Genomic DNA, 25,720 nt, shown 5'->3' on the forward strand with positions numbered 1-25,720 from the left:
TTTCTAACTGTTGCAATAGCGATAAACGCTGATCTTCAAGCTCTGATGACCATTCAATTGCAAGATCCATTCTTCAACTGTATCAATATGATCATAATGAACCTCCAGCTATGTGGATTTGAATGAAGAGACAGGTTAAACTGAGCACAACAAGCCTAGGATGTGCCAAAGGAGACATGATCAATATTGTGAGCCATTCGAATAGATTACACATCATACGGTTTATCCTTGTGCTGCTTACCGCTGGCCTCATTCTTCAAGCTAACCCTGTGCAGGCAAGCTCGCATGAGGATCAAAACCAGGCATCGAGGATCGCTTGGGAAGCCTACTATTTCGGAAATATGACTAAGGGACAGTTGCCTTCCGAATGGCATCCATTCTCCCAGATGGATTCGGATCGGAATGGCGCTCATCCAGGCAACGAGCTTTGGCTAAAAGCTGATCTTTCGAAAAAAGGGATTTCACCGGGGCAGCTTCTGGTCTATTCCTATCTAGTTAAGGATTTTGAGATTGCCTTATTTCTTGACGGCCAGCCTGTCTTCAAGTCAGAGAAACTTCTACCATCGGGATTTATTTCTTGGAGAATCATTTCGTATGAGAATATAACGGGTAATGAAGATCAGGTACTGGTGGCTCGCATTGCTCCTCATCAAAATTTGGAAGGTTTCGAGGTATGGTCGGGAACCTCATCGTCTTTAGCGCTTAAGCTGCTGCGAACGGAAGCGCCGATGTGGGCTGGGGCAATTGTGCTATTACTGCTAAGCGCGGTATCTTTACTATTGTATTTTTTTAATCGCAGCCAAACGCTTTTTATTTATTTTTCCGTTTTTTTCGCGAGTCTTGCTATAGATTTAACCGTCATGTGGGGAGGCTGGCAGTTTGCTTTCCGACCAGAAGCTCTATGGGTCTGGGGATCGCTTATTCACTTTAATTGGTATATCGGATATGCCAGCGGGATTTTGATCACGTATGCGATTGTTGGTGGTAAAGGCAGCAAGTGGATTCGTAATCTTGGTTACGTGGTGTTAGTCTATGCCTTTGTTGCGGTTGCGGGTTGGCTGTTGTTCGGTGAACAAGCGCAGCTGCTATTTTATCGACTTTTTTACGATTATGTTTCGACATGTCTGTTACTCGCATTAATAGTTGTCCTTTTTCTTGCTCTTAAACGGCGAAGAAATTCGGAAATCATGGTGTTTGCAATCGGAAATGCCGTATTTGTTGGAGGGCTTGTACTTGGTCGGGCGATGAGCGGGCAATTCGGACTCTTTCCTACGACGCGGACCTTGTTGACATCGCATCACGCGCTTGCCCAGATTAGCTGGACCTTTCTTGGCTTCGGCGGGGTAGTCATCTGTTTTGGGATCATCATGGGAATGCGGCTTATGCGTATGGTAAAGTTACGTTCAACAAACAAGGAGCTGGCGAAGGTAAATGGCGAGCTTATAATAACCAATGAAAAGCTATCTCACATCGATCAGATTCGCAGCAATATGTATTCCGAAGTGAGTCATGAGCTCAACACGCCGATTACAGCAATTAAAGGTTATGTCCAGTTAATGCTGAATGGTACGATTCCGGCGGGAGAAACCCGCTATCTTCAGGTCATTCATGATAAATCGCTGGTGATGGAGCGGATGATCGACGATATGCTGGAAATCGTCCGGCTTGAAAATAAACATATTCAGTTCGAATTTGAGCTTGTTCCGTTTGGGGCTTTATTCGCAAGGCTGTGTTCGAAGGTGCAGATGGACATGCTGGAGCAGGGCTTTACCTTCTCCTGGGTTCCGATGCCGGAGCCTTATTGGCCAGATCGATTTATGGCCATTTACGCCGATCCGATGCGCGTGGAGCAAGTGTTTGCTAACTTGCTGTCGAATGCGCGGAAGTTTACAGCTCCGGGAGGTACGATTCGCGTCGAGGCGGCAATGGAGGAACTCGGGGCTCAGCCTTTAGCCATTACCATTCGGATAATCGACAGTGGGTACGGGATAGAAGAGGGGGAGCGGGAGTCTATTTTCGAGCGCTATTACCGGGGGAAGGGTGCTAAGACAGGAGCGATTACGGGAACGGGGCTGGGACTACCGATATGTCGAGAAATTATGAACGCTCATGGCGGTGAGGTCGGACTTGAACGTTCATCTACTCAAGGAAGCACATTTTATTTCCGTTTTCCGTTGCGTTATGCATATGTAAGGGAGATGGAGCCGGAGGAGACCGCGTAAGGGCGGGAGCCTCCTTTTTTCATTTTCTTAATCTACTTTTAAACTGGTGTAGCTAGGATGTAAATTGTGCTGCGTCATTTTCAGAGGGAATACCACAATAAAAGTTCGATGAAGTCAATATCGAAGTGAAAGGTAGGTGCTTATAATGTCTGACGGGCACATCATGATCGTTGAGGATGAACGGGATATTCGGGAGCTGCTGCGGTTGTGCGTGGAGAGCAGCGGATTTCGCGTGACGACAGCTGGAAGCGTGAAAGAAGCACAAGCTTTACTGGGCAATGAATTGCCTAATCTGGCGCTGCTGGATATTAACCTTCCGGACGGAGACGGGATGAGCCTGTGCGCTGAAATTCGCAACCGCTCGGATATCCCCGTCATTCTAATTACTTGCAGGAAGGAAGGCGGTGATATTGTAGCCGGCTTGGAGGGTGGGGCGAACGATTATATCGTGAAGCCATTCGATGTCGATGTCGTGATCGCACGTATTCGGACGCAGTTGCGCAGCTACGCTTATTGGAAGCAGTCAAATTATAAGAATAGATTGCGTAATCAGGAATTGAGCATCGATCTGGATAGCTGTGAAGTGACGGTTGGCGGAAAGATGGTAGGACTATCGGCTAAGGAACGGCAGCTTCTCTTATTTTTGGCCGATCACCCCAATCAAGTGTTCAGCGCAAGCTTGCTATACGACAGAATTTGGGGGCTGGAAGGAACAAGCGAGGAGAACACGGTAAGCGTTCATATTCGCTATTTACGTAAAAAAATTGAGGTCAATCCTTCGGAACCGAAATATATTCAAACGGTTCGCGGCTTTGGCTACAAGTTTTGTTGGGTGGAAGATTACTAATCTGGAGGCAGAGCAGTGAACAAGCTTATTTATAGTATATTCATTATATTCATTTCGACTTCGTGGACAACTCCTTATCCAACCGTTAACGCGGCAGATGTACCCCAGTCCTCGCTGACCGTTCAGTCCATTTCTGCGGGGACTTATCATATGTTGGCCTTGATGAGTGATGGAACGGTTATGTCTTGGGGCCGGAATGTTAGCGGACAACTGGGAGTAGGGGGGACGGGTAATCGGGGCTACGCTTCAGCGGTCAAAGACGGGAACGGACAGCTTTTGTCTGATGTTGTAGCTGTTTCAGCGGCCTCACAGCATTTATGAGGGCATTGCATAGCCATTGATAAAAAATGGACTAAATTTTAATGATTGTAAATTAAATAGCTAATTATTAATCAAACCCATATCTATATAGATATGGGTTTTTCATTTTATGGTACATAGATACGTAGATACAAAGATACAAAGATACATAGTATATGATTATTATTCTATCTAATGAATCTGAGCGTTAAGTGAATAAATATAACTGATGGTTTTATCACCTTAGAATTATGCTTTAAAATATTCTACAATTAGTGTTATAAAGATATTTATCGAAACTAAACGACTAGACGAAAAAAGTATTTATGAATTTGCAAGATCTCAAAATGTTCTTCCTGGAATAGTTGTAGCAAGATTACAACACGATTAATATATTGGCTTTGACAAATTAAATTACTTAAAAAATAGGTGAATAGTAATTAAACAAATCATATTCTCACACTATAACACCTTATTCTCGTCTGAAAAAATCACTATACAAATGTAATTAGGGATTTGAATTAGAATTTTAAAAATAAATTCCTGTTCTCTAAATTAGGCATGGGAATTTCTTTTAAGTGTGGGGTGAAATAGCATGATTCTAGTTAGAAAGCGTTATTGTCAGTTGCATTGCATGCATCAATCCGTATCTTTAATAATATATAGCTGAGAATTGGACGGTTAAAAATTTTGCCCTACAGATGATAAGGCGAACCGTATCATAAGTAGGGCGAAATTTCGTGACCATACCATATATGGTTTGCTGAAAATTAGAATTAGGTGTGTGGACGGCCTGTCCATTGAAAAATAAAAGCCATCCAGCAAAGACAGCATTCCTTTATTACAAAAATTCACTCTTTTAGATCGTGTGGAGTGACTCAATCCATGACCAGCCCACCGGTAACAATCGTTATTTCCCATGCAAGCACATTATAAGCCAATCTCACTTCCTGAACTTATTCCTTGTCGACCCTGCCATAGTGTGCCGCAATATCCAGAGCAGTCTGTCTCACTTTTACGGCTATATGATAAGGTTCAAGCACAATAACATCGGTCATGTAATGGAACACAGTGCGGATTAGCGAACGTTCACTCGAGTAGGTCGTTCGCACAAGAAGCAGACCATCCGGCAACCGTTCAATATCCTTTTCATCAAAATGGTCCATCACCGACACGGCAGCTGATGCTTTAAACTGAAGAACAACGGGAATTCTCTCTTTCGTCTCATTTATCTCAGGTGCTATCCATATGTCATTCAACTGTGTAGGAGACTCTGTTTGACGCATGAAGGTGCTGGCTTGGATACCCAACTCCCGAATACGAGTCAGCTTGAAGATACGATAATCGTCGCGTAAGTGACAATATCCGTGAAGGTACCACGAGTAGTTCTTAAGCACGAGCGACAGTGGCTCGACCTCGCGCTCCTGTTCATCGCCTGTTCTGCTGGTGTATTTGAATCGAATGTGCTTCCGGTCATTCACGGCTTGGCGTAGTAAATCATACCGGCTTTGGTCCTCTTTGCTATTTTTCCAAGGGGTGAAATCGATATGAATACGGTCTCCTTCTCCTGTCCGGCCCTGTTCGGCTTGCGCTACCATTGCGCCGACTTTGCTGAGGAGGAGATCCATATTTGAGTGATTATAGGCCTTTGTAGACTCAAGACCGCGAAGCGCAGTGGAAAGGGCAGTCAATTCATCGAATGACAGCAACTGCCGATCCAGCCGAAAGCTGTCCATAATTTCATAACCGCCTTCCATGCCGGTATAGGAGACGATGGGAATGCCAGCTTGACCGAGCGAATCGAGATCGCGATAAATGGTACGCAGAGACACTTCAAGCTGTTCCGCCAATTCCTGCGCTTGTACCCGTTTTCGATTGAGCAGCAAAATCATAATGGCCATTAATCGTTCAAGCTTCATTGTCATCTCTCCTAGGTCGGCACGCTGCAGCTCGCCGGTATATGAATTAGTGCGTGGTTACGAATTCTTCACCTTCGGCAACTAATTCCATTTTATCCTTTGACATTAGGAATGCCGTAATCAGCGCCAAAGCAGCGGGAATGAGGCTCCAGGCAAAGGTTGCTCCAATGGAGCTCGACAGCCCGGAAGTAATGGTATTAAGAAGCTGAGGATCGATGGATTGACGAAACGCCTGATTCAAAAGCGAATGGGGATCGCTTAAGTTCAAATCATCCGGGATCGTTATGTTGCCCTTGCCAAACGATTCGGTGAGCTTGGAGAGCAGACTATGGCTTTGCACAATTCCGAAAATGGTAATGCCAAGCGCCATGCCAAGCGAGCGATTGAAATTCAAAGTCGCGCTTGCCGCTCCGCGTTGCGCCGCAGGGAACGAATGAAGCACAGAAGTGCTCAGCACCGAGAAGGATGCACCAATCCCAAGACCAATCAGAATCATAATCCCCGTAATCGCAAGTCTAGAAGATTCTACCGTAATTTGCGAGAGGAGGGCAAGGCCTATCAGCAGCATTGCTAGCGTCCCTATCATAATGGTCCGGTATTGCAACTTTGTCATCAAAAGTCCGCCAAGCGTAGCGGTGACAACCGAACCCAGCATCATCGGCAATAAGGTCAAGCCTGAATTGGAGGCGGAACCGCCAAGCACGCCTTGCACGTAAATCGGAATGAAAATCGCCGCTGTCATGTAAGCTGCGCCGCTGAGCATGGCGACCAAATTGCTCGTCGTGTATAGTCTGCTGCGGAAAAGGCCGAACGAGATGATCGGTTCTGCAGCTTTTTTCTCAACTACGACAAGCAAGAAAGCAAGAACCACAAATCCAGTAAACAATCCGATTATTTGCGGGGAATTCCAAGCATACGTTTTACCGCCCAGCTCAAGTCCGAAAATAAAGCAGACGACAGCCCCTACGAGAAGAACAGAACCCGCCCAATCGATTTTTTGCTGCGAATGCTTTGCTGATTCTTTGTAAAACAAGGCGATTAACAGCAAAGCAACGAACCCTAACGGCAAATTGATGTAGAAGATCCACGACCAGCTTAGTTGATCGGTGATGTATCCACCGAGCAGCGGACCAACCACACTCGACAAACCGAATACCGCTCCGAATGCTCCCATCATCTTCCCGCGATCCTTAGGCGACATGACGTCGAACAAAATTGTGAACGCAATCGAGACCATCGCCCCGGCTCCGACCCCTTGCACAGCCCGATAGCTACTTAGCTCTACGATGGATTGCGCCATTCCGCACAACGCGGAACCGATCATAAACAATATGATCCCAAAGATGAAAAAACGTTTGCGCCCATACATATCGGACAGTTTTCCGAAAATTGGCATGCAGGCCATTTCTGCAACCATATACGCTGTGGTGACCCAAACAAACTTATCGAGTCCTCCCATCTCTCCGACGATCGTGCCGATTGATGTTGAAACAATCGTGTTGTCCATGGACGCCATCAGAAGGGCAAGCAACAGTCCTCCAATGATTGCTGTCAGTTTGTTTGTCATACGATCCCATTCCTTTCTTATACCTAAATTGATTGGTGAACAGTCATCTGAGACCATCATAAGCAACCCTTGTTGACAACTGTATGTCAGGGAAGAAATGCTCCATTGGTATTTTTAGAAAATAGGTTTCAATCGCCCTTTAATCATCGGAAAAAGGCAGGCGCCGAGTAGGTATTCGGTTACAGTAAGAAGTGAAAAATCTACTCTAAGCCCACCATGGTCAACAGTCTCAGCGCCAAGAAAAATCGCATCAACTGATCGATGCAGCTTTGGTTTATAATAAATAGGGATGAACACATTGCAACATACTCAGTAAGCAACATCGTTTTTCACATCGGAAGAGGAGACTGTTTGATCTTGAATAAGAAGCAAAATGGGTCCAATAAAGTCGTAATGGCCGCAATCGAAACGATTGAAGAAGTGGATTTGCTGCTTATAACGCAGTTAACGGCATGGTTTGTTCTTTCTGGGTATCTGGAAATTATGCAAAACGGTTCCGATATTTTAATTCGGACAGGCGATATTTTCGTTCTGAACAAAGGTGATATTGTTCGTGTAATTGGCAGTAAAGAGAACGCGACGCTTACGGTAAAGCTGCTGACCAATGAGTATCAAGAAGAGTTTCCATCCTTTAAGCTTAACATCCCATTATCGATGGTGTACAAAAAAGACGGTTATGAACTCATAAAAAATGGCATGGCGTATTTGTACCTCGAAATGATGTATCCGGCAGATGGCCATGATTATATGATTGATGGTTATACGAATCGTTTAATCGGGCTGCTGTACCGGTATCTTGGCGCGGCAGACGAAAAGGAGCAGGCGCACGCTGCTACGGACAAGGTGAAAGAAATTGTATCGTATATCCATGCCAATTATGCAGAGAAGCTCAGCTTGGATGAGGTAGCAGAGAAGTTTTATAGCAGCAAGTACTACCTGGCGCATTCTTTTAAAAAGCAGTTAGGGATTTCAATCGGAAACTATATTAAAGAAGTGCGATTGTTTCACAGCTTCCGAATGCTGGAGAGTACGAGCGAAAAGATCGTTACGGTTGCTTTAGCCAACGGTTTTCCCAATGTTCGCTCGTTTAACGAAGCATTTAAAATAAGATATAAGCTTACACCCGCTGGGTTCCGTAAAGAGCGTCAAATAAGAGAAGTACAAAATCGTGCCAATGGGGTACTGTCTCAAGATGTATTAGCATTACTATCGCCATATGTGCCACTAGGCGATTTAGCGACTGGCCCAACTTTTGTTCCCGAGCGCATTGAGGTTCAAATGGATCTGCATAAAACGATCGGTCGGTATTCAAAGGTCAATCATGTACTAAAAGTAAAGGACGAACCTTTGGATAGCCGTTTGCTAGAAGTGCGTGGGCGTCTTGGGGTGAAGTGGGTAGCAGTTGCCCATATCTTAAAAAAAGTGAATATACAGCTGGATGAAGGCAAGCTTGTTTGTTCGTTTAGAGAACTGGATCGAATGTTGAAGCAAATCATGTCTGTCGGTATGATTCCCTATCTTCAATTCCATTCCATTGATTACGATGATTGGGAAGTGCAAGGCTTTCATGACAAGGAAGGGTTTCAAACGGTAATTGCTGAATTAATGCTCCACTTACAGCAAAATTACATCACAAGCCAGGACTGGATGTACGAGTTCCGCTGTTATTACGAATTGCAAAATAGCGGGAAGTTATGCCTGCCGCTAGTAAATGCGATTTCAATCTTTAAAGGCTATAGAAACGTTGTCATTCACTTTCCTATGGCGCCCGAAGACGCGGTGTCGCTCGATATGGCCTGCCATAATGCTGTTTTTTGCATTGATGACTGGACGCGCATGCGCAAGATTCCACTCGAAGCTGCGATTGATCATCTATTTGACGAGGCTTACATTCAAGTCATAGGTGAGAATACGAATATGAAAGCCCAAGACCGTATTTTGAACCATATGCTGGTTTTTGAACACGATGATTATTTACAGGCTTATTCGGATCTAGCGCAAGCAAACGCAAATATTTGGCAATTTATAAGCCTAATGAATCATAACGAAAATGCGGACCACTACTTTCCCCCATTGTCGCTCGATTCTGCAAAGCTGTTTGAGTATTTTCCAGATGAGCTGTCGAGTAAGCTGTCATTATTTACGCCTGATGGTCGTTACAAGGACAATTGGTATGCAACAGCGTTTGTGAGTCGCCTGTTTGACGAACTTGTATTCCAAAACAACTCATGTGTCGTGACAAAGCAGCAAGAAAATTACCGCATTTTGAGCGTTTATCCAGAGGAAGAGCTGCATCTGATTATCAATCAAAATAATGAACCATTTAAATCAGCATGGCATAAGGTGAAAAGTCCATATATGTCTATAAAGTTGGAATTAGAGAACCTGGATGGACCATACCGATTAATCAAGCAACAATTAACACCTGACCAGGTAGATCAGCGAGTTGAACTTGCCGAATTAAGAAAATGCAAAAAGTTGTCCTTTGAAGACATCGCCTATTGGAATGCAATTAACCGACCTTCGAGGAGCGTTGAACAATTGAAAGCAAAGGGAAATTACTCCCTTGAATTCGAGGTCCCCATATTCGGAATCGTCATGATAGACTTAGAAAAGACGAACGGTTAGTGCTAAATATTGCTCATTCGATTTAGTGAAATATCGAATGATCGCAATATTTAGCTTTTTTTTTGGCAAGATTCTCATAGTTTTCATGTAAGCGCTATATTAAGATTGAAAAAGAATGAGAGAGCGAACCGGAGGGGTGTCACCGTGTGGGACTACTTTAGAAAAAAACAGGCAAAGAAAAAAGAGATCGTGCTGAAAGTGAAGGCGGATAAAGCTAAGCTTAAGGAACAAAAGAGAAAAATGACTGCGCTGCCAGAAGCAGAACGCAAAGCAACGATAGAACAGGACAAACAATTACGAAATGAGCAAAAGCAACAAAGAAAAATGGAGCTAAAGGCTTTAGGACGCAAAGATCGAAGGGAGATGAAAAAAGAAGCGAAGCAGTACAAAAAAATTAAAAACAGACCAAGGCGAATCGCGGGATGGTCGATAGCGGCGGCTATTGCCATATTCTTGTTCGTTCAATTCGGCCCAATCGCTTCTGGGCTCATCGATGCATTGACTGGAAAGCATATTACAGCAGTAACCGATTCACCTGAGGCACTTGCAGCTCGCGAGCAGGGTGGGAAAATAGCTGAAGAAATCGCAAATGAAGGCATAGTCCTACTCAAGAATGAAGAAGGACAATTGCCCTTGCAGGATAAAAAGGTTAACGTCTTCGGAGTAGCGGCATTAGAGCTGCGTTATGGCGGCGGAGGCTCCGGCTCGGGCGATACTTCTCGTGCGGTTAATTTGTTTAAAGGCATGGAGAATGCCGGTATTTCGTACAATACGAAGCTTTATGAGCTGTATCAAGATGTCGGTGCCGAAGCGGGAGTGGGTGCCAAGGCAAGTACCGGCATCACTCAAGTTGTAAAAGGCATGCTGGGCTTAAGCTCAAGCGATGAACCTTTTATCGATTACTTGTCGGACGAAGCCATGGAACAAGCGAAAGCCTACTCGGACAATGCGATAATTGTCATTGCCAGTGAGAGCACAGAGGCTAGCGATGCAATTGCTGAACAGTTGAAACTGACAGAAAACAAACGCGCCTTAATTGAAAAGGTTGCAAATAGCTTTAAAAACGTGACGATTGTCGTAAATGCAGGGAATGCACTGGAGCTTGGTTTCGTAGAAGAATACGAATCGATTAAATCCGTATTGTGGATTGGAACGCCTGGTCCATACGGAGCAAATGCGCTAGGAAATATTCTTGCAGGTAATATCAATCCATCGGGGCGCATTACGGATACGTATGTTTATGACAATTCGTCGTCTCCGGCAAGCGAGAACTTTGGGGACTACAAATACGATAATTTAAAATATTCATTCCTCAATTATCAAGAAGGTATTTATGTAGGCTACCGTTTCTATGAAACCTTCTTCTTAAACGACGAGGCAGGCTATAAAAATACGGTTCTATACCCATATGGGCATGGATTAAGCTATACGGATTTTGAATGGAAAGTACTAAATCAGTCGTTGTCGGAAGAGAAGATCGAACTGCAAGTTGAAGTGAAGAATACTGGCGACAGAGCCGGCAAAGATGTGGTGCAAGTTTATTATTCAGCTCCTTATATCGCAGGCGGTACGGAGAAATCGGCAATTGAATTAGCGACCTATGCAAAGACGTCTCTGCTGGAAGCTGGCCAATCCGAGGTACTCACGCTTTCGTTTGCCGCCGAGGAAATGGCTTCTTACGATATGAACGTAGAAGAAGCATATGTATTAGATCCGGGAACGTATTCGATTAAAGTAGCTCGCAACGTCCATGATATAGTAGCAAGCTATGATCTGGAACTGGCACAGAAAAAGGTTTTTAAAGAAGATAAGGATACCAAAACGGCTTATGAGAACCGCTTTGATCTAGCAAAAGGCGAAATTACGTATTTGTCGCGTAATGATTGGAAGAACACGTATCCCTCTGATGAGAACATTAGCCATGAAGCACCGGAATATGTGCTCGATGCGTTCTCGAACAAGCCGGAGGCTTCGAAACAGGAAATGCCGAAGGTTGATGCCGCTAATGGCATAAAGCTGGAGGATTTGAAAGGTTTAGCTTTTGACGATCCGAAATGGGCAACCTTCTTGGATCAGTTAACCATGGACGAGATGATTGATTATGTAGCAAACGGTGCTTACCGTACGATGGCTATAGACCGTCTAGGCGTTCCGAAAACGTTGTTGATGGACGGGCCTGCTGGATTTAGCTATTTCTTTAAACCAATTGAAGCAGCATCATATCCGTCAGAAATCGTCATTGCGGCAACATGGAACAATGATTTGGCTTATCGAATGGGAGAAGCAGTCGGTAAGGAAGCGCGTGCGTATGGCATTCAGGGCTGGTATTCACCGGGTATGAATATTCACCGTACGGCACAAGGCGGCCGCAACTTTGAATACTTCTCCGAGGATCCCGTGCTATCAGGGAAGATGGCAGCTTCAATGATAAATGGTGCGGAAGACCAAGGCATTATTGCCTTCATGAAGCATTTTGCATTGAATGATCAAGAAACAAACGCTCGTTCAGGAAATTTGATATGGGCCAACGAGCAAGCGATTCGCGAAATCTACTTGAAGCCGTTTGAGATTACGGTCAAAGAAAGCAGCCCTCTGGGCGCAATGTCCAGCTTCTCCATTATCGGAACAAAGTGGGCTGGCGCGAATTCCGTCTTGTTAAATGATATTTTGCGCAAAGAATGGGGCTTCGAAGGGTTTGTTTCAAGCGATGCAGTCTTTGGCTTTATGAAAGCACCTGATGCTGTCGTAGCAGGAAATGACCTCATGTTGGATATTATGACGCCAAGCAAAAACGTTAAATTGTTGAAAGAAGCATACAAGAAGGATCCTTCAGGTATTGCAAACGGAGTCCGCACAAGTGTTCATCATGTGTTGTACACGATCTTGCAAACCTACTTATTCAAATCATAGGCGTTTGGAAGCAGGGTGAGAGAATTGAAATATAAAGCATTAATTGAAAGCATGACATTAGAAGAAAAAGCGTCTTTAATGTCTGGCGCAAACTTCTGGAATACAAAAGCGATTGATCGATTAAATATCCCGAGCATTATGCTGACAGATGGGCCCCATGGACTCAGGAAGCAAGGCGGAAAGGCAGACCACTTAGGCTTAAACAAAAGCCTGCCTGCGACTTGTTTTCCGACGGCGGCAACCTTGGCTAATAGTTGGGATAGGCAATTGATTTATGAAGTGGGCCAGACGATTGGAAAAGAAGCGGCTAGCGAAAAAGTGAGCGTGCTGCTTGGCCCTGGATTAAACATCAAGCGGAATCCGTTATGCGGGCGCAACTTCGAATATTTTTCCGAGGACCCTTATCTAACGGGCGAATTAGCGAGCGAGATGGTTAAAGGCATTCAGGCTAACGGCATTTCTGCCTGCCCAAAACATTTTGCGGTCAATAGCCAAGAGCATATGCGAATGACGATTGATGAAATCGTAGATGAGCGTTCATTAAGAGAGCTGTATTTAGAAGGGTTCAGACGTGTGGTGGAGAAGGGTCAACCGAAAACAATTATGACCTCTTACAACAAAGTTAACGGCAATTTCGCCAATGAAAACGACTATTTGCTGCAGGATATTCTGTATGGAGAATGGGGATTTGGTGGCGTGGTCGTTACCGACTGGGGCGGTAATAATGACCGCGTTGCGGGTTTAGAAGCAGGAAACCAGTTGGAAATGCCCGCGACCAATGGGATTACGGATAAAGAAATCGTACAGGCGGTTAGAAGCAACGAGTTAGACGAGGAAGTGCTGGATGAAGCCGTCGATCGTCTGTTGGAGCTGGTCTATTCCACCCAGCTGAACGATAGCGACATTCCTCGCATTGATTATGAGGAGCATCATGACAAGGCAATTGAAGCAGCTAAACGATCGATTGTGTTATTGAAAAATGACGACAATATTTTACCGCTTGGGCTGGATAAAAAAGTTGCGATTATTGGCGATTTTGCCAAAAACCCTCGCTACCAGGGTGCTGGAAGCTCGCTTATTAATCCTGCGAAGCTATCCAATGCCTGCGATGTGCTTAGTCAATCAAGCTTGCCGATTGTTGGGTACGCAAAAGGCTTCAAGCGAATGGGCGGAAATAATGATCGGTTACTAAGGGAGGCCGTTACATTAGCTGAACAAGCGGATACCGTTCTGTTGTTCTTGGGGCTGGACGAAGGCAGCGAAGCGGAAGGCGTCGACCGCGAGAACCTTAGCTTACGCGAGAATCAGCTGGATATGCTTCGTTCGTTATCGAAAGTTAATGCCAATGTTGTGGTGATTCTTGCTGGCGGCGGTGCTATTGAAATGCCCTTCGTGCACAATGTGAAAGCCATCGTTCATACCTATTTATCCGGACAAGGAAACGCCGAGGCGTTAACGAGTGTATTGCTTGGGGCGTACAACCCAAGCGGCAAGCTTAGCGAAACCTTCCCAATCTCATACGGCGATGTTTCTTCTGCTCCGTATTATCCGGGCAGGGAAGCAACGGCGGAACATATCGAAGGTATATTTATCGGTTACCGCTATTTTGATACCGTGGAGAAACCCGTGTTATTTCCGTTTGGTTACGGGCTGTCCTACACAACCTTTGAGTATGCAAATTTAACGGTTAATTCGTATAAAGCTTCGTTTACCATTACCAATACAGGTGCTGTTGCGGGAGAAGAGGTAGCGCAGCTTTACATCCAGAAGCATGATTCCTCCATATTTAGAGCAAAACGTGAGTTAAAAGGCTTTGAAAAGGTGTTTTTGGAGCCGGGTGAAAGTAAAATGGTCACGATAACGCTGGAGGAACGTGATTTCTCGTACTACAATCCGACCATTAATAAATGGGCGGTTGAACCGGGAGCATACGACATTCAAATCTGCAGTTCGATCCAATCCATACTGTTAAGTGAACGGATTACGCTTGCGGGGGATTCTGTTTCTTGCGAACACACGAAGGACCAATTCCCTCATTATTTTAGCGGACATGTTCATGAAGTAACGGTAGCGGAATATAAGCGGCTTTTGGGATACGAGCCTCCGTCACCTGCTTGGAACCCGAAACATGATTTGGGTTTAAACGACACCATTGCTCAAGCTAAATATAAGAATGGTCTGGGGAAAACCATTTATCATGTCGTGTTTTTCTTTAAAAGGTTTTTTGACGCAACCAATAAACCACTGTTAGCCAATAATGTCTACTTTGTTTTGAATATGCCTTTTCGCCAGATCGACCGCTTTACCGGCGGTAAAATTAGCCGAAAGCAAATCTTAAGACTATTGAAATGGATCAATCGATGACGCATGGCCAATTCTGGTACTTTCCTTCATGTTGATCGTGAAACAAGCATAAATCAAATACATTAGTAAAAAGGGGATACCATGGTATCTCCTTTTTACTTCCAACAGCCTATTTCTGTGCTACACCAGATACGACCAAGGAGATGTAAAATAAAATGAGCGAAGTAAGTATTAAAAAGCATGCTGGAATGATAGGTTTTTGGAATAAGTATAAGAAAAAGCATCCAAATATTGCACAATTTATAGTATTCTTTATACTAAGTGCCGGAATGACGGTATTTCAACTTATTCTAATGCCTTTAATCAAGCTCATATTCGCGCAGACATCATTACTAACGACAACCTTTAAAGTTTTTCAGTTGGGGCATAATTATGATGGAAGTGCTTATTATGTGTTCGATTATGCAGCTGGTTCACTTGCATCAGGAGGCGGAGGAGGGCTTGGCTATTTTCTTGCCGTTCAAATAACGCTTGGAATTGCACAGATTATTAACTTTTTTGCACAGAGAAATATTACGTTTAAATCCAACAGCAACGTTTGGATGGCTGCTTTCTGGTATATATTAGCGTACGTTCTCATAACAATCGGCGCTGCCGCAGCTCAAGGATTTTACAAAGCTCCTATCTATAACTTATTAATTAACACATGGGGAATGGGCTCATTTGGTGAAACAACAGCGGACATTTTTACAATGGTTATAAATAGTACCATCTCGTTCGGAGTATTTTACCCTATATTTAAAATCATTTTCAAACAAAAGTAATGAAATAAAGGAGAGATGGCAATGTCTTATATCGTTGATTTTAAAAATGTATCTGCGGTTGGTTTAGAGTCTTCGCCTGTAGTAGAAGCGCTGGCTGGTTTGCGTGCGAACGAAGCCCGTTACTTTATGACCAAATACAAGCATGAATTTACGGTTGTACAAGCTAGCGAGAGTCAGGATACGCTTGATTACGTGAACCGAATTCTGAAAGAAGAACGTGATATTGAATTTGCGGCCAAGCCTTTAGAAACATCGCGGTTTCAAGTTGAAAACATTAAATTTGCCTATGTGTTTTATGAGGATGGTCTTTCGATCAACGTCATGTACACGGTGGACGACCCTAAGAAGCGGGCCGTTGGTTTTAAGCTTTCCGAGGGTATGGAGATACCAAAGGAGTTAGCGGAAAAGTTTAAGTTTGCTAGGCAGAAATCCAAGCTAGCTGGAACGATCCGGGGTTCGTTTTTTGTCATCAAAAAAGAATATTAAGTCTTTTAAGGCTGTATCGAGTGGGGCTCTGACCGAGCAGGAAGAAGAGGTACTTGATTTGCTCACCATTCAACGCGTTAAGCAGCATCGGCATCAGAGTTGAGCGTGAGGCTAGTGTGGTGGACCAAAATATAAACAGCATCATAGAGGGGTTTCAGCTTTATGCGATACCGATATTATTAAAAAGACAGTATCCTCGGGGATGCTGCCTTTTTTCTTTGTGGCGTATGCAGCGGGAATAAAGCTAAATTTAAAAACCAAGGTTTATAAAATAGGTGCTAAAAATGTGTTTAACAATGACAAAAGCTGTCACCATTAACGGTTAATATAGATTTGTGGGAGATTAGTTGAACAAAGAGGAGTGACGACAAGATGTATGGTACAGTCGAAGATTTGATCGTGGAGTGGAAGCGCGAAGCCGTATTGACCCAGAAGGTATTAGATAGCTTGACCGATGAAGCGCTCTTGCAGCAGGTCTATCCCGAAGGTCGCACGTTGGGAAGAATCGCATGGCATTTCGTTTCGAACATCCCGGATTATTTAACGGAATTCGGCGTCTCGATAGCAAAAGTTGAAAATCCGAGCGAAGTGCCATCCGCAAAGGAAATGATGGAGGCATTTAATACAATATGCTCCCAGGTAACAAGTGCTCTTCAGGAGCAATGGACGGATGACACATTAAAACAAAATCAAAAAGCATTCGGAAGAACAGAATCTAACGCGACGATCTTTATGGGATTGATCAAGCACATCGTTCATCATCGGGGACAGGTTACGGTACTAATGCGCCAAGCGGGGTTGCCTATACCCGCAGTATACGGTCCTTCCAAGGAGGGGTGGACGCAGCTTGGAGTAACACCACCGCTTTAAGCAGGCGCCTATCATAAACATTCACAATAATGAAAGGATTCTGTATTCGAAAGATGAAGGTACCCGATTGGGTACCTTCATCTTTCGCTCTGCTAGCAATAAGCTCAACCGTTTCATAAGTAGCAGCATATTTTTAGTCACAGCAGTTGAGGTGCTTGGCAGACGAACGGTCATCTCATGGCCAAGTCGATAGCTACGGTTATCATGTCCAGGTTTTTTGACAGGCGTAATGTCCAAGTTGTTCCACTGAGGAAACTGTGTATCTATTAGACTGCGTACCATTTCAGTCGTAAATGTGATCAGTAATGTCACCACTTTCTGCGTCACTTAGGTATCCTCTTGCATCACTGCTATAATTATAAATTATTTACCTCAGCCACTTCAAAGGATACAGCAGTTATAAAAAACATGCCGTTACATAAGGCTGTTCAACAACTGTTCAACAACCTTAATATAGGTAGGGCTTAGTGTTACCGGGTATGATATATATAGGTTTCGATTTTTCTCCAGCTGCCAATATCTATACAGCGTCCGCTTCTGCTATAAGCTTTGCAATTACCGCGCTGCGCGCCTCGTCCGTAAAACGGATAACGCCATTTACCTCAACAATGAGGCCTTCTTGAATCCGTCCATCCAGCCAATCGCTAATAAAGCCGGGAGCATAACCGCCTTGACCGAATTCGCCGCCAAAAGCGATTATTTGACTATAGGTATCTAAATACAGCTGACGGCTAGTAGCCGGATACGTGTTCGTGTATAGCCAAAACTGCACATCATACATGAGATGTGACTGCTCATCCGCATGAAATGAAAAATGGCCCTTTTCCTGAACAATTTGGTTACATACACTGCGTATTTTGGACTCGAGGCCGTCCACTCCAGAAGCCTTGTCGCAGAGCTCCGCGAGCAGTGGAGAGAATTTGCCTTCTGCTACCTTGCGCAGATCCTCCTCTTTGTCTTCTTGGGATGTGTCGTATTCTTCATCGCTCACAAGCCCGCGAATGAATGTCTCAAAGTCCGGTGCCAAGAACGTAATCTCGTAATCATCTTCCTGATCGACATGAATAACTTCCGGTTCGCCATCTTTCCCGCAGTACCTGTAATCGAGCATTATGACATCATGGCCTGCCGAAGGGCAGTCACAGATCACCACACCAATGTTCGGATAGCCCCACTCTTCAATCATAAACGGGCTGCCGAGGTCACCGCAGATCGCATAGCTTTTGTCTCGTCCAATTCCCATAATTCCGGTTATGGCGATATGATCCTCGGCCCAAGAGGTAGCTTCATCTGTCGGAAAGGATGTGTGGTAGGGAATTCCTCCGTTCTGATGCTTCATTAGAGCAATATAAGCCGCTGGCAGCTTATAGCCGAGTTCTTCTTCTACGGAAGCAATCAGCTCCTCCGTAGGCGGCACAGAAACATATTGATCTCTGGCATAGGTACTGTCTTCCCAGAAGCTATCGAGATCCATTCCTTCAAATGGAGTCGAGCCCGAATCCTTCTGCTGCCTGCTGAGTGTGCGTCTTGCCTCAGCCTTTTGCTGCTTCTGCCATTTACCGCGGCTCCAATCCAGAAAACGGGCCGAATGCTGATCGTCAGGATCCAGCTCCAGCGCGGTTTTCAGCATACCTACCGCTTCTTCATAACGCTTCATATAATAATAGGAGTAGCCTACGCGAAAATACCATAAAGGATCAATGTTTCCCTGCTCAGCAATGAGAGCAAACTGTTCGAGCGCATCTTCATACAAACTTAGATTGTTATAAGCCCGGCCCATGCTGCTGATCGTATCGTAATCCCTGTCCGCAGGAGAAATCTTCATTAGCGTATCAATGATTTGCTGGTGCTCGCTGTCCTCGTGCCACTGCATGATCTGTGCTTTTAGCTCTTCGTTCATCATTGCTTTTCGCCTCCCAAGTAAAAATAAGATTTTCTCTATTTTACCAGATGGAAGGTTGCATACGGAAATGGGCGCTAGAACGATTTATCGACGTGTTAATTGTTAAGAGAGAAAAAAACACTCAAAGTTCACGGCATCAAGGAGATAAAGCTTCTCATAAGGCAAAGACGAAGAGTGATGTATTCTCTATTGTTGGGCCGCCAAAAAGTCATGTTAACCTTCTATTATGACCGCTTGGCGCAAATGCGTTCCTAATTGTTAAACCCTCGATTAGATTAATGTATGTAGAGTACATGGTGCGAAGGGTGGTTAACATGAAAATAGGGCTTAAAATTTTGGTTGGTTTAATCGTTTTGGTTGCAGTTGGATTTGGTTTATTGGCATTTTTCAATCGACCGATATCGAAAGAGGCGGTTAATGAAAAAATGGAACGGCACCTCACAAAAGTACTAAATAAAAATGATTCGTTATCAAGCGTGTTATTGACCATACAATCCGATCAGTCCGATTACATGGAGCAATTCGCGGTAGGCACTAAAAATCGGCTATCAGAGCAACCCGCTCAAACGAATAGTCAATACCATGCAGCCAGCATCGGCAAAACGATGTGTGCGGTTGTCTATGGCATGTTAGTGGATAATGGTCAAATGAGTTATGACGATAAAATCAATTCTTGGCTAGATCCTGGCATTCTGAAGGGGTTATTCGTTATGGACGGCATAGACTATAGCGATCAGGTAACGGTAAAACAGCTATTGAATCACACCTCGGGAATCGGTGATTATTTTGAAGGTCCCGTAAAAAGCGGGAAACCGCTATTGGAAATAATCACATCCAATCCGGACCTTTCATTCACTCCTGAAAAGTTGATTGCATTTACAAGGGAAAACCAGGAGCCTGTAGGATTGCCAGGACAACAATTTTATTATTCGGATACGGGATATATACTGCTTGGACTTATTCTGGAAGCAATCGAGGAAAAACCTTACTCCGATATTTTAGAGGAGAAAATATTCGAGCCATTAGGCATGACGGATAGTTATTTAATGTTTTATCATGATCAACCAGCCGATATTCTTGGGGTTTACTTGAATGGCATAGATTATAGCGACAAAGAAGCATTATCGATTGACTGGTCAGGCGGTGGCGTAGTGACCACTATGAATGACTTGTTAACGTTCATGAGAGCTTTGGAAAAGGGGGATTTACTGTCTGACGAAGTGTATAAACAGATGACGGACTTTAACCAACGCTATGAAAAGGGTATATATTACGGAATGGGCATGATGTATTTTGACTTTAGCGAGCTGTCATTCCTGCTTGGCTCCATGACGGATGTGTATGGCGGCGTCGGAGCAACAGGGACTTATATTTTATATGACAAGAAGAAGGATACCTTTTTTATCGCTAATTTTGGATCGCTTGATTTTGCGGAAAAAGGAATAGAAGAATTAGTAAAAATAAGAATGATTTATGATAGGATGATAGTTGAATAAACAATCCACAAGGTGTCATTAGGAGATATGATGGTTCAATTATTGTGTTCAAGCAAGGTTTATGAAAAGTTGAAACAAGAATTATCCAAACACCAAATAGTAATCGAGCAAGACAGCGTGTTGGTGCTCGTTGAGAATGGGTATGACATACCAAGCGGGAAGCTTAGTGTTGTATTCGATGCGATTGATTACATGGATGTAGTCAAGCTGTTGGTCTCCGGCGTTCGAGAAGATATGCATTATATGAATACGCTCACTGGCTTAAGCGATAATAAGTTTGCCGTTATTGAACCAAGGGATATTTTATATCTAGAAGCAGGTCCGGAAGGCATGATGGCTTATACGAAGTCTAATCACTACAGCATCAAAGAAACGTTGCAATATTATGAAAGCATTTGGGCGGCCAAAGGATTTATTCGTATCAATAAATCACAACTCGCTAATTTGCTGCACGTGAAAGAAATTATTCCTTGGTTTAATTCCAGGTATGTGCTTAGACTGGATAACCTAGTTGAACTAGAAGTATCAAAAATGTATTCGAAAAAGCTTAGGAACACACTTAAGATGTAGGAGAACCATAATGGAAAAAATAAATCTGGAAAATATTATAAAATCCTTTTTTCTCGGCATATTTATGGGCATTGTACTACAGTTTTATGACCGTACAGAGGCGTTGGTCAGCTATCAAGTATTAACGGTATTAGCGAGCGGAAGCATAGGGTTCATCATCGGCTTTATTACAGAATGGCTAACAGCCATACTTCCGATAAGCATAGCAAATGCGCGAATGTACTTCTTTATCAATAACCTCATTGCATTATTAGTTACGTCATTTATTATGGCAGCCTTATTGTTGATTACAAGCAGCGACATGGAGACCGAGCAGCAATTTATGCCGGTATTATTAATCGTGCTGGGCATTATATGCATAGCAAATCTATTTGATTATTTGATGTATCGGCGGGCTCAGAATAAATTGAAAACCTTTAAGGCGTTGATAAAAGAAAAATAAGCTATGTCACATGCGCATAAGACCCTTCTACACCACTATAAAAGCGGTGCTGAAGGATCCTTTTTAACCTCGTCATGTTACTCAGGTGTTCCTTGAGCTACCCCGTGGACATATGTGAGCCAAGGGGAATTTAATTACTTATTCCCATGCAGGTTCTTATTCGCCAGTTGAATACAGTCCAGAATCGCGCGGATAACAATCTCGGGCTCCGTTAGTTGCGGGAAATGTCCACTTCGGTGAGCGATGATATGCTTGCCCTGATTGCTTAGCCGAACGAAATCTAATTGGTTGTTTGCACGTATCTCCATGGCATGCTGGGGCATCATCGGCGGTTTTTTGCCTCCGGATACGACTACGAGCGGAACATCGGGAAAGGAACCCGCTTTTTCAAGTTGCGCCACGGTTTCTTCTACAAAGTTAACCTCGCTCCACTTGCGCTTCGAAGAGAATGAATCGAACATTGCTAGCATCCGGTTCATTCTCTTGATGAATGGGCCTTGTGTTTCATTGATGCTTAAATCCTGCGGATGGCTGGAATCCAGCAGCACAACGCCTGCGACTTCACCCGGGAATTGTCTCGCGAACAGGTTAGCATATAAACCTCCCAAAGAGTGTCCAACGAGAATGTAGGGAGGGTGGACGCGCGTTTCCGCTAGTAACTGACGAAGTGCGGTCACAATAGCGTCCCCATGCTGGGGGATTGATGGCTTATCACTGCTGCCGACACCTAATCGATTATAAGCGACAACGGTAGCTGCCTCTGCTAGTTTATGGAAAATTTTGTACCAGCCTTCTATAGGGCCGCTCCCCCCGTTAATGAGCACGACAGCGGGATTATCCTTCACCGAAAGTGCATATTCCATAATCCCGCTTGGCGTATCGGTCTTACCCTTAGAAATGGATTTCATCGTAATGCCACCTTTTTAATAGTAATGGATAGATCGTGTCACCTTATTACCTAGAATCAGCTTGATTCCACTCCTATGTATTAATTGTTTTTTCTACCATAAAGTCTAAGAATCAGCATGCAAATAAACGCCGTTATGGATAGCTCCCGAGCGGATTACATGTTCGGCATTAATCTTTTTCATCTGATGAAACTACCCCCTTCTAATCGCATAAGGTCAGTATACAGCTTAACTTGATTTGCGCGTGGTTAAAAATTAAGGCTGTGTTAGGATTTCATTTTCCCGTAAGGCAATTTGCTCATAATAGAATAAACATAACGCCATGGTTTGGGCGGATTATTGAAAATATTGTTGTCGTAGACGAATAGACAAGTTAACTGGCTATGGCTGCAGTCGGTATGTTTATGCTTAGGCCCGCTGCTGCTTTGTTTCAGGCGAAAATGATGTTTAATTGAAAATAAATGGAGCGCCGAAGCACATTTATGTGTCTTTGGCGCTTTTTTTGCGTCTATAGATAGACAGGGGCCACTCAGTCGTATGAAGCGGATAGTCAGGTTGTTTCCTTTTCTCGAAACGTTTATTTTAATGATAATAGCCGTATGCTAAAAAATATTATCAATAATGAAAAATATGAGGGTTCTCAGTTGTATTCATAGTGAAAGGGGGTGCTGAGGTGTACAATTCATTAGAGCTCAATGAATCTGTGCGGCAGGCCTTGGATCTACATTCACAAAGCTTAATTAAAATTGCCTTTGCATACTTGAAAAATATAGCTGACGCAGAAGAAGTGGCACAGGAAGTATTTCTCACCTATTTGCAGAAGCGCCCTGTATTTGAAAATGGCGAACATGAAAAAGCATGGCTCATTCGAACGACGATTAACAAAAGTAAAAATATGCTCAAAACCGGATGGTTCAAAAGCAGGAACCCTGTTCCCGAAGATTTGAGCTACCTTCCGAAGGAAGAAAACGATGTTTTGCAGGCCGTACTGGCCTTGGACAAGAAATATCGCATTCCGATACATTTGCACTATTATGAGGGATATTCTATCCAGGAAATTGCAGCTATTTTACAGGCTAAGCCTGCAACGGTAGGAACATGGCTGGCAAGAGGACGCTTTATTTTAAAAGAGAAGATTGGAGGCCTTGAGGATGAAGAAATCTGTTTATAAATCCGCAATGTCCCGTGTGAAAACAAGTGAGAATTTCAAAGAAGAAACCTACCAGAAGTTAATGCAGGAATTGGACAAGACATCTCAAACCAATCATAGCAATCAAAAGGAGCGGTTCAAAATGGAAAGAGCGAGGAAAAAGACGTTAACAGGTTGGACGGTCGGAATCGCAGCATGTGCGGTATTATCGGTTAGTCTCTTTACGATGAATCAGAATTCGCCAGCAGGTACTACCCAGCCTCCGACTGCTGTAACACAGCCTCCTATTATGGGTAAGGTACAAGTCAATATTGATGGCGTGATCTCTGAAGTGAGCGCTGACGGCAAAAGCTTCAAGGTGGGTGATCTTTGGGTAGAGGTAACCGATAAAACAACGCTAGGCAGCAAGGAGCCGACGGCGGCCGAGCCATCTAAAGAGCTGCTGCAGAAAGAATTTAAAGTCGGTAATATCGTGTCTGGCTACACTTCACAGGATGTCAGCACCGGCAAGGTCACTGCGGATGTGATCTACAACAACATGGCTCCGCAGAAGGAGGAAAGCTCGAAAGCGCCTACTACAGGCAAAGCGGCTGTCAATATTGAAGGCGTAATTACGGAAGTAAGCGTAGACGGAAAAAGCTTCAAGGTGGGCGATTTGTGGGTAACCGTAACGCCGGATACGGAACTTGGCATCGGAGGCCCGACGGCAGCTGAGCCATCTGAAGAGCTGCTGCAGAAGGAATTCAAAGTCGGCAACATCGTGTCGGGGTTTACGACAGAGGATGTTGCCACGGGTAAAGTGAATGCAACGAACATTTACAATAATATGGTTCCCCAAAAATAAGCGAGATCACACAGCACGCACCTGTATGAAGCGGGTAAAATAATCGTTTTCTGCGTATAATGCTTCGAAACAGCTTGCATGTCCTAAGAACATTTCCATAGGGGGAATGTTCTTTTTTGTGTTCGCTACTCTTTACAACGAGAGCCGATCTCTTCCCTTATAATCGTCATGAGAAGCTCCTTGGAGGATACAGATGGATATGCTCGGCCACGAGGCTGCAATAAGCCTACCATAATATAAGAATCCTGTAATTCGACATCGATTCTCTCTACCTCGGGGACCAGCATAGTCGAGGCCAGCACGACACCGACGTCGAGCGTTTGCTTGATGAAACGCGGAATAGCAGAAATCTGGCTAACTGTATTCAGACGAGGCGGTACTGCTTCATATCTGGAAAGTTGCTTAGCCAAATACAAATAATAGAGGCAAGTATGCCCTCCGGTTATAACGGGGTAGCCCAGAATATCAGGAACGGAAATATTATCTTTTTCGCAAAGCGGATGGTCACGGTCCACGACAAAAACAATCTTCTCTTGATACAGGGGTTCAAAATAAAAAGAAGCCCCATCGGCAGGCTCGCCGCAAATAGCGAAATCAAGCTCGTCTTGAAGGATCGATCGCGATAAATAGTCGGTGTTACCCGTAACGATCTGGCAGTTCATTTTTGGTTTATGCGCATGAAAGGATCGCAAGGCGTTCGGAAGAACGCCATCCATCATCGATTCGATTCCTCCGATCCGCAGGTTGCCTATCTCGTCTTGCTGCAGCCCTTTGGCTAATTCGGATACGTCGTTCCAATGTTGAATGAGCTTGCCGGTCTCCGCTGCAAACACTCGTCCGGCGCTCGTCAATTCAGCGTCCCAGCCACGTTTGAATAGCTGCACGCCAATGTGTTTCTCCAGTCGTTGTATTTGATTCGTTATAGTCGATTGCGCATAATTTAATTTCTGGGCTGCCCGGGAGAAGGTTCCTTCTTCAAGTATCGTTTGGAAAGCAATCAGCTCTCTTAAATCCACTCCAATCACCTCGATCGAAATAATGAATGAAGAATATCATCTTATTCAATTATATAAATAATGAAAAGCCAAGTAAAATAAAGCTATCTCAATGAAGGAGTGGTGACTATGCCATTTGTTAGGGTTAGCTACTTGGAGCATTTGTATGATAACAGGCAATTGGAGCGAATCAGCCGCTCGATTATGGGCGCGCTGGTTCAACAGTTCAATGTGCCGGAAGACGATCTGTTCCAGGTGTTTCATTCCCATCAAGCAGGGCAATTCTATTACAGCAAACAGTATTTAAACATTGAACGAAGCGATGAACTGCTTTACATTCAAATTACGCTCAAGTCGGGCAGAACGACGAGGCAGAAAGAAAGCTTCTACGAATGTTTGGCTGAACAATTGTCAAAGAGGCTTCCCATGCGGAAAGAAGATGTCTTCATCGTGCTTGTCGATACGGAGTTCGAGGATTGGTCGTTCGGCAACGGAATTGCTCAAATGCTGCAACGAACAGCCGGGGAGGCGTGAC

20 protein-coding genes are annotated in these 25,720 nt (G+C 44.1%); 15 read left to right on the forward strand and 5 right to left on the reverse strand.

Annotated features, from left to right (window positions below):
- Positions 1-176 precede the first annotated feature (176 nt).
- The 3 genes from AC0YN3_RS14170 (at position 177) to AC0YN3_RS14180 (ending at position 3,390) form a co-directional block, all read left to right on the forward strand.
- Positions 177-2,222 (forward strand): sensor histidine kinase, encoded by a 2,046-nt coding sequence (locus tag AC0YN3_RS14170; RefSeq protein WP_475775681.1) that lies wholly within the window; start codon positions 177-179, stop codon positions 2,220-2,222.
- 145 nt (positions 2,223-2,367) lie between these two features.
- Entirely contained in the window at positions 2,368-3,069 is a 702-nt protein-coding gene (locus AC0YN3_RS14175) for a response regulator transcription factor (protein ID WP_475775682.1), read from the forward strand.
- A gap of 15 nt (positions 3,070-3,084) precedes the next feature.
- Positions 3,085-3,390: a hypothetical protein gene (locus AC0YN3_RS14180; protein WP_475775683.1), complete on the forward strand. Its 306-nt coding sequence runs from the start codon at positions 3,085-3,087 to the stop codon at positions 3,388-3,390.
- Between the two features lie 935 nt (positions 3,391-4,325).
- On the opposite strand, the gene AC0YN3_RS14185 is transcribed toward AC0YN3_RS14180, so the two are convergent.
- Positions 4,326-5,288: a helix-turn-helix transcriptional regulator gene (locus tag AC0YN3_RS14185; protein WP_475775684.1), complete on the reverse strand. Its 963-nt coding sequence runs from the start codon at positions 5,286-5,288 to the stop codon at positions 4,326-4,328.
- 46 nt (positions 5,289-5,334) lie between these two features.
- On the reverse strand, positions 5,335-6,855 hold the full coding sequence (locus tag AC0YN3_RS14190; protein WP_475775685.1) for an MDR family MFS transporter: 1,521 nt from the start codon (positions 6,853-6,855) through the stop codon (positions 5,335-5,337).
- A gap of 393 nt (positions 6,856-7,248) precedes the next feature.
- Here AC0YN3_RS14190 and AC0YN3_RS14195 point away from each other — a divergent pair, with 393 nt between their 5' ends.
- The 6 genes from AC0YN3_RS14195 (at position 7,249) to AC0YN3_RS14220 (ending at position 16,877) form a co-directional block, all read left to right on the forward strand.
- The gene (locus tag AC0YN3_RS14195) at positions 7,249-9,483 is read left to right on the forward strand and encodes a helix-turn-helix transcriptional regulator (protein ID WP_475775686.1); all 2,235 of its coding nucleotides are present in this window, start codon (positions 7,249-7,251) and stop codon (positions 9,481-9,483) included.
- A gap of 144 nt (positions 9,484-9,627) precedes the next feature.
- A complete protein-coding gene (locus tag AC0YN3_RS14200; protein ID WP_475775687.1) occupies positions 9,628-12,393 on the forward strand; it encodes a glycoside hydrolase family 3 N-terminal domain-containing protein in 2,766 nt (921 codons plus the stop codon).
- A gap of 15 nt (positions 12,394-12,408) precedes the next feature.
- A complete protein-coding gene (locus AC0YN3_RS14205; protein WP_475775688.1) occupies positions 12,409-14,757 on the forward strand; it encodes a glycoside hydrolase family 3 C-terminal domain-containing protein in 2,349 nt (782 codons plus the stop codon).
- A 155-nt stretch (positions 14,758-14,912) separates the two neighbouring features.
- Positions 14,913-15,521 carry a hypothetical protein gene (locus AC0YN3_RS14210; RefSeq protein WP_475775689.1) on the forward strand — a complete coding sequence of 203 codons (609 nt, stop codon included), beginning with the start codon at positions 14,913-14,915 and terminating at the stop codon, positions 15,519-15,521.
- A gap of 21 nt (positions 15,522-15,542) precedes the next feature.
- A complete protein-coding gene (locus tag AC0YN3_RS14215; protein WP_475775690.1) occupies positions 15,543-16,007 on the forward strand; it encodes a phage tail protein in 465 nt (154 codons plus the stop codon).
- 372 nt (positions 16,008-16,379) lie between these two features.
- Positions 16,380-16,877, forward strand: a complete 498-nt coding sequence (locus AC0YN3_RS14220) for a DinB family protein (RefSeq protein ID WP_475775691.1) — start codon at positions 16,380-16,382, stop codon at positions 16,875-16,877.
- Between the two features lie 520 nt (positions 16,878-17,397).
- On the opposite strand, the gene AC0YN3_RS14225 is transcribed toward AC0YN3_RS14220, so the two are convergent.
- Entirely contained in the window at positions 17,398-18,777 is a 1,380-nt protein-coding gene (locus AC0YN3_RS14225) for an SMI1/KNR4 family protein (protein WP_475776081.1), read from the reverse strand.
- A gap of 317 nt (positions 18,778-19,094) precedes the next feature.
- Here AC0YN3_RS14225 and AC0YN3_RS14230 point away from each other — a divergent pair, with 317 nt between their 5' ends.
- Genes AC0YN3_RS14230 through AC0YN3_RS14240 form a run of 3 tightly spaced genes read left to right on the forward strand, consistent with a single transcriptional unit; the run spans position 19,095 to position 21,288 of the window.
- A complete protein-coding gene (locus AC0YN3_RS14230) occupies positions 19,095-20,276 on the forward strand; it encodes a serine hydrolase domain-containing protein (protein ID WP_475775692.1) in 1,182 nt (393 codons plus the stop codon).
- Between the two features lie 27 nt (positions 20,277-20,303).
- A complete protein-coding gene (locus AC0YN3_RS14235) occupies positions 20,304-20,846 on the forward strand; it encodes a LytTR family DNA-binding domain-containing protein (RefSeq protein WP_475775693.1) in 543 nt (180 codons plus the stop codon).
- Between the two features lie 10 nt (positions 20,847-20,856).
- Positions 20,857-21,288: a hypothetical protein gene (locus tag AC0YN3_RS14240; protein ID WP_475775694.1), complete on the forward strand. Its 432-nt coding sequence runs from the start codon at positions 20,857-20,859 to the stop codon at positions 21,286-21,288.
- A 134-nt stretch (positions 21,289-21,422) separates the two neighbouring features.
- Here AC0YN3_RS14240 and AC0YN3_RS14245 read toward each other — a convergent pair whose 3' ends face one another.
- On the reverse strand, positions 21,423-22,196 hold the full coding sequence (locus tag AC0YN3_RS14245; RefSeq protein ID WP_475775695.1) for an alpha/beta fold hydrolase: 774 nt from the start codon (positions 22,194-22,196) through the stop codon (positions 21,423-21,425).
- Between the two features lie 673 nt (positions 22,197-22,869).
- Between AC0YN3_RS14245 and AC0YN3_RS14250 the strand changes: the two genes are divergently transcribed.
- Both AC0YN3_RS14250 and AC0YN3_RS14255 read left to right on the forward strand, forming a co-directional pair.
- Complete coding sequence (locus AC0YN3_RS14250) at positions 22,870-23,367, forward strand: RNA polymerase sigma factor (RefSeq protein ID WP_475775696.1); 498 nt, start codon at positions 22,870-22,872, stop codon at positions 23,365-23,367.
- Positions 23,348-24,190: a hypothetical protein gene (locus tag AC0YN3_RS14255; protein ID WP_475775697.1), complete on the forward strand. Its 843-nt coding sequence runs from the start codon at positions 23,348-23,350 to the stop codon at positions 24,188-24,190. The genes AC0YN3_RS14250 and AC0YN3_RS14255 overlap by 20 nt, the downstream gene beginning before the upstream one ends.
- A 125-nt stretch (positions 24,191-24,315) precedes the next feature.
- On the opposite strand, the gene AC0YN3_RS14260 is transcribed toward AC0YN3_RS14255, so the two are convergent.
- Positions 24,316-25,206: a LysR family transcriptional regulator gene (locus AC0YN3_RS14260; RefSeq protein WP_475775698.1), complete on the reverse strand. Its 891-nt coding sequence runs from the start codon at positions 25,204-25,206 to the stop codon at positions 24,316-24,318.
- Positions 25,207-25,314: 108 nt separating this feature from the next.
- Between AC0YN3_RS14260 and AC0YN3_RS14265 the strand changes: the two genes are divergently transcribed.
- Complete coding sequence (locus tag AC0YN3_RS14265; protein ID WP_475775699.1) at positions 25,315-25,719, forward strand: tautomerase family protein; 405 nt, start codon at positions 25,315-25,317, stop codon at positions 25,717-25,719.
- The last annotated feature ends 1 nt before the right edge of the window (position 25,720 follow it).

This window comes from Paenibacillus sp. J22R232, from assembly GCF_056269165.1.